Genomic DNA, 6771 nt, shown 5'->3' with positions numbered 1-6771 from the left:
TTAAGTTAGAAAACGTATATATATTAAGATTATAATATATAGAAAATTACTAAATTAAAATCAATATAATTATTATGAGTTTTGTATATAATAAATTTATAAAAATAATTTTCATATGAAATATACAGAAAGGAGTGGCCATAATTTTGGCAATCTAATAATGAATATAACTATATTTGGAGCAAATAGTCCTATTGGTAAATACTTAATAGAATTTTTTATAAATGACAACCATAAAGTTACAGCTTTTATAGATAAGCCAGGTTCAATAAAACTTCCATCAAAAAAACTAAATATAATAGTTGGACATGCATATGATCCACTTTTAGTAGATAAAGCAATAAAAAATGCAGATATCGTAATAAACGCATTTAGACCCGATTTTAAGATGTTTAAAAACAGAAGTTACTATGTAAATAAAATTTCTAATAAAACGATAATAAAAGAAATGATTAAATTAGATAAAAAGAGATTTATAACTATCTCTAGATTAATAAACAATAAAAATACAGGCAAAATCAATCCACTAATCTCTATTTCACTTAATAATATTTTGTATAAAAGCTATAAAAAAGATTTTGAACATACATTTAATCTTTTAGAAGAGTCCAACTTAAATTGGACAGTAATAAAAATCATACATACTGCTCCCTCTCGAAAAAAAGGCGAGTTTCTCACATCTACAGATGATAAAATAGGTCATTTTGTATCTAATTACAATATAGCATATTTTATATACTATATATCTATAAACAATTTATTTATTAATGAATCACCAGTTATATCTAATAAATAACTTTTCTATACCTTTTTATTATTTTTCTTTCCATCCCATAAATTTCATTTTTAAATTGTTATAAAAAAGAGGCTACTATAAACATCTAAAATCTGTTTTAAAATAGCCTCTTTAAAATTATTTTTTTTGATTTTTCTTTCTTTTTACATACTTAAGCACTTCTTCTAATCTTTCATATTCTAAATCTTTAAGTACTTGATTTATATTTTTTATTATCTCGTTTTTATCTTCTGTATCTTGTGATTTATGTAAACTTTCTATCTGAGGTGTTTTTTCTATATTTGTCTCTTGCCCTTGTACTATAATATTTTCTTTTCCTTTTATGACTAATTTGTCTAGCTTTTTCTTAATCTCTTCATCTTTTACTTTTATAGTGTTTTTTGATAAATATTTTTCTAATACTCCATCATTATCTATATTTAATTCCCTTTTGCATATTGTATCTGCCATTTCATTAAATAAATCTTCTTCGTGGCTTTTTACTTGGACAAACTGAATTTTTATTCCTTGTTTTATAAAGGTATTCATCTTTTCATAGTATTCTTGTGAAGATTTGTCTTTTCTTTGCCAAAATCCTGTTGCATGGTGGCATATTCCTTCATAATCGTGGAAGATAACTACTTTATCGTGTTTATTATCTAATGCGTATTTTGTAGCTTCTAGTGCTGCATTTAACTCGCCTGCAATCTGTCTTATATTATTTCCTTCTGGATTTTGACCAGAACCTCCATGTATATACTCTACTACATTATCTTTTACAGCAACTACACCGTAAGAGTATTTTCTGCTTGCAGAATTATAACTTCCATCTACATATACATGTAGACAGTCTTCGTCGTATTTATCTTTTCCCTTTCTAAGAAGTTCACTTCCTTTTTGTAAAAAAGATTGAGCTTCATCTATATCTTCAAAACTTTTATAGATAGCTCCTTTTACACCTTTTATATATTTTTGACACTCGCTCCATGAGTCCACTAATTTATTTTGTACTCTTTCATTTTTAGAAAAATCAAATCCTTCTTTTATAGCATATACTTTTTTCTTTGCCATAATTTTCTCCTTTTATGTTAATCACTTTAAACTTTGTTTAATATATAAAAATACACAAAATCAAGTAAATAGTAAATATACCAAAATTGGTATAGTAAATACACTAGCTAATGTAGTTATAAATATTGATTTTGATGCAAGATCTACATTTCCTTCATATTGATTGCAAAACATAACTGTGCTTGAACCTACAGGCATAGCTACTAATACAACTAATACCCCTAAAACTACTTTATCCACAACAATAAATTTCAATACCCACCAAAATAAAATAGGCATTATAATTTGCTTTATTATTGTATATGGGTAAAGTCTTATATCGTTTATTACTTCTTTAGGAGGTATATCTGCCAATGAAGACCCGATAAGCATCATCGCAAGAGGTGTTGTTATAGATCCTATTAAATTTGATGTTTCCCCTATTATCTGAGGCATCTTCCATTTTGTCAAGTAGATTATAATAGCTATTATTGAAAATATAATCCCTGGATTTATAAGTTGTTTAAAATCAAAAGATAATTTGTCATCTCCTGATATTAAATAAATGCCATAACTATAACAAAATATATTAAATACCATATTGCATATTGATGCAAAAAACAAAGCCTGTGTACCAAAAATAGATTGTATTACAGGGTATCCCATAAAACCTATATTAGAAAAAATAGTCATAAACTTGTATAAATTTCTATCTTCCTCAGGTACTTTTAAAATCTTTGCCAATAAAATCCCCATAAACGGCAAGACTAGATATATTATAATCGAAATTATAAATATTTGAACAACTATTTTAAAATCACCACTTTCAATATCACTGACAGAAGCTAAAATAAGTGCTGGACATGTTATATTTAAAATTAGTGAAGATAGTTTTTGGTTTTGGGATTTATCTAATATTCCCACTTTATTTGCTATATATCCTATAATTATAACTAAAAAAAGTATAATCATCTGATTTATTACAACTTGTATATTCACAGAATTTCCCCCTTAAAATAATATATTATACCTCTATTATATTAAAAATTTTTCATCATATATATAAAAAGACTTGAAGTAAAAACTCTTCAAGTCTTTTTTATTTATTATATTTATCTCATTATAATGTAAATTAAATAAATTACATAAAGTAAAAATAAAACTGTTCCTTCCCATCTATTAATACATTTTTTAGTAATAGCAAATATATAAGTTAAAATTGTCGCAAGTATCATTATAAGCATATCGTAAAATACTTCTGGATGTATTGCTATACTATGTATTGCTGATGATAATCCTAAAACAAATAGTAAATTGAAGATATTTGAGCCTACAGCATTACCAATAGCTATATCACTCTCACCTTTTCTAGCAGCTACTATACTTGTAACAAGTTCTGGAAGAGATGTCCCAACAGATACTATAGTTAATCCAACTAAGTTTTCGCTCATGCCCCATGCTAAAGCTATATTACTTGCACTATCTACTACTAATTGTCCACCAATTATTATTCCTATTATTCCTAAAATACTGTAGATAATACTTTTATTAAGCGGTATTTCTTCTATTTCCTCTTGTTGTTCATTATCTTTTGATGTAAATGCCATTTCAATTAAGTAGTACATAAAAATTGCGAATAATGATAGCAGTATATATCCATCTGCTTTAGATAACATGTTTTGTGATGCATCTTGGAATCTAGTATCGTGTGATATCACTGAAAATACAAAACTCGCCAGTATCACAAATGGAAATTCCTTTATTATTGTACTTTTTTGGACTTTAATAGGCTTAATCATAGATGTTATACCTATTACAACTAAAAAGTTAAATATATTAGAACCAACTACATTTGCAATCGCCATATCATTTTGACCTTTTAATGCCGCTGTTACACTTACTGCAGCTTCTGGTGCAGAAGTACCAAATGCGACTATTGTAAGTCCGATTATCAATGGCGGTATATTAAATTTTTTGGCTATTGATGATGCTCCTGATACAAAGCCATCTGCTCCTTTAATTAAAAATACAAATCCTACTAATAATAAAATATAATTCATTGTCTTCAACTCAAAAATTTTTGAGTATTCTCCCTTCTACAAAGTCTATCATTCTAATTTTTACATATTTTATCAATTTCTACAATATATTTTATATTATAATATTCAACTAATAACTTATCACTTTTGTCTTCATAGTATTTTACGCTGCCTTTTATCGAGCGTTTCTTTATTTCAGAGTTTATAAATTCTACTAAATCTACTTTATTTTCATTATCTTTGTTTTTTAAGATATCTATGATTAGTGTCGTTATTACTTCTTTTCTGCTCTTTTTTAGATGATGATATATATATCTTTGTATATTATTTCTATTTGCCTCTGTTATAATACATCCATGAAGGTTGTTTTCTAATCTTTTATTGATGTAAGTACTATTTCCCATATTAAATAATACAAATACACCATAGTCATATTTGCTTCTTAAGAGTCTTCCTAAAGCTTGTTTAACCTTGATTATCATCTGAGGATAGTTTACATCAAAGTAATTTTTGTTGAACTTAGTCATTATACTAAAATAAAGTGGATCTGTAGGATTTAAGTTAGGTAATTTATCTAAAGTTACAAAAACTAGACCATCTCCCGGCACATCTACTCCTTCAAAAAAACCTTTTGAACCTAATACTATGCTTTTATCTTCTGCATTTTTTAAACATTTAATCCCTTTTTTATTCATATACACATTTATATTTGTTTCATATAAGTCATCTGCAAGAATATTGTACGTATCTTCTAATCTCTTTTTACTGTTAAATAATGATAATACATTAGAATTACTTAGTTTTACATATTGTTTAATATTATCAGCCATATTTGGAATAAAATCTTCGCCCTTATAACCACCTATATCCGTAGTATTTATAACTTGAACTCTTGATTTATAGTTATATATAGGCTTTATTATTTTTTTAGTATTTTCAACTTGATTTATACCTAATGTATTTATAAAATAATCCATCTTATCATCTACACTTAATGTTGCCGATACAAAAATACCACAATCTAATGAAGATAGTATATTTTCTCTAAATAAGTCTGCTAAATTAAGTGGCACTACTTTTAAGTTGAAATTATTGTATTTTCCAGATATAGTCATGATTCTCGCAATTAAGTCGTCTTTGTCGTATTCTAAGAAATTTCCAATAGTTATTGTTATATCTTCTAAGTCTTTTATTTTAGATTTTCCATATTTATATATGTCGCTTTCTTTGTCTACTAAGTCCTCATCTATATTTCTATCAAATAATACTAATATCTGTTGTAGATTTGATAGTATAGATTCAAAGTTGGATTTAATAATTTGAGTATATGGTCTATACGTCATTTGTATATATTCATTATTTTTATATAAAACACCTACTTTGTCATCTTGTTGGAGATTTATCTCCCAATTTAAATCATAATTTGTGAGCGAAAAATATCCCTCATCTAATCCAAAACTTAATATTTCTTCCATCTTCTCAAATGTAAAGTTTATATTGTGACTTATCTTTTGTTTTATATTTCTATCTAATTTTATTTCAGAATAAAATCTATCTATAAGTTTAACTTTTCTCTTTTGCTTGTCTTTTATATCTTTATAATATTTAGAACTTGAATGAAATTCACTTGGATAAATTTCTTTTAAAAAATGTCTTAAGGCGTTGTATTCTATTTCTTCAGAGAAAAAATCATATCCCTTTTCAACTAAATTATGTGCTTCGTCGACTATAATATTTTCCATAGGTTTTTCATCAGTATACGGCCATCTAGCAAGTAATGAGTGGTTTACTACTGTGATGTCCTCGTCTTTTAACTCTTCTACTCTCTTTTTATAAAGACAACTCTCAAAACATTTTTTAGGCTTACACAAATCAACATCACATACTACTTTGTTTATATGACTTTGCAGATTTGGAAAAGTCTCTAAAAGTAGATAATTTATTTCTTCTATATCTCCATATATTCCATCTTTAATTAGATTTTCGATAATTATTATAGATAGTATATCGTTATAAGTCGCATTTTCTGGGTTATAATCTTTTTTATATTCATAAAATTTGCTTTTGCATATATAGTTGTTTTTTCCTTTTATATATCCGTAGCTCACCTTTCCAGAAAGACCTAATGAATTTATTATATTTGGCAAGTCCTTATGTATTAATTGTACTTGAAGCTCTTTTGTCGCTGTTGAAACTATTATTCTTTTTTTTGCATATCTAGCTTCTAATACTGCCGGAAGTAAATATCCAACGCTTTTCCCTATACCAGTTGGAGCTTCTATACAAGCTATATTACTTGTATTTTTGTTAAAAGTCTCTCTTATTAATTTAGTCATTTCATATTGACCTTGTCTAAACTCGTATATAAATCCCTTTTTGCTTGTCCAAATACTTTTGTCTTTTAATAATTCTTCATAATGTGACTTGTTTTCTCCTATTAATGCAAATATCTCTTGTTCTTTTAAATTATCTTTTTTATTAGTTTTTTTATCATCTATATAAAGTGTTTTTGTCTTATTGCTTAAACTATAGTCTGCATTATTTATAAACTCAGACCACTCCCAGTTTTCAAGTGAAAACTTATTTAAGTATGAATCTATCTCAAAAGTAATCGGATATAGTGTGAGTTTATCTTCTTTTTCTAATTTATCTTTAAATCTAAGTATAAGTGAATTTACAACATCTATATTATCTAATACATCATATAACCCACCTTGTTTTTTATTATCTTTCTTTGTAGTTATTTCACTTTTTAAATAATCTAAATTAAATTCTGAATGAAATGGTTCTAAAACTCCAGCAAGTTTTATAGAATCTAAAAATTTATTTTCTATTTTTCCTACTTCAACTAGATTTTCTGCCATATTTTCATATCTAAGAAAATGTGTCATATCGGCTCCTTTTCTC

Annotated in this window: 5 protein-coding genes; 1 reads left to right on the top strand and 4 read right to left on the bottom strand. The window is 26.2% G+C overall.

Annotated features, from left to right (window positions below):
• The first annotated feature begins 160 nt into the window (after positions 1-160).
• Positions 161-796: an NAD(P)H-binding protein gene (locus I4U58_RS11830; protein ID WP_195931550.1), complete on the top strand. Its 636-nt coding sequence runs from the start codon at positions 161-163 to the stop codon at positions 794-796.
• Between the two features lie 117 nt (positions 797-913).
• Here the strand turns inward: I4U58_RS11830 and I4U58_RS11825 are convergent, their stop codons facing one another.
• From I4U58_RS11825 to I4U58_RS11810, 4 genes are all read right to left on the bottom strand, one after another.
• A complete protein-coding gene (locus I4U58_RS11825) occupies positions 914-1846 on the bottom strand; it encodes a ribonuclease H family protein (protein WP_195931549.1) in 933 nt (310 codons plus the stop codon).
• A 60-nt stretch (positions 1847-1906) separates the two neighbouring features.
• Entirely contained in the window at positions 1907-2824 is a 918-nt protein-coding gene (locus I4U58_RS11820) for an AEC family transporter (protein ID WP_195931548.1), read from the bottom strand.
• A 113-nt stretch (positions 2825-2937) separates the two neighbouring features.
• Positions 2938-3885 (bottom strand): calcium/sodium antiporter, encoded by a 948-nt coding sequence (locus tag I4U58_RS11815; RefSeq protein WP_195931547.1) that lies wholly within the window; start codon positions 3883-3885, stop codon positions 2938-2940.
• A 53-nt stretch (positions 3886-3938) separates the two neighbouring features.
• Positions 3939-6771 (bottom strand): ATP-dependent DNA helicase (locus I4U58_RS11810; RefSeq protein ID WP_195931546.1); only part of this gene is annotated, 2833 nt, incomplete at its 5' end.

Origin of the sequence: Clostridium sp. 1001270J_160509_D11, assembly GCF_015667935.1 — a bacterium.
GTDB lineage: Bacteria > Bacillota > Clostridia > Peptostreptococcales > Peptostreptococcaceae > Intestinibacter.
Note: the sequence above shows the minus strand (reverse complement) of the source record. Positions and strands in the feature narration are given on the sequence as shown.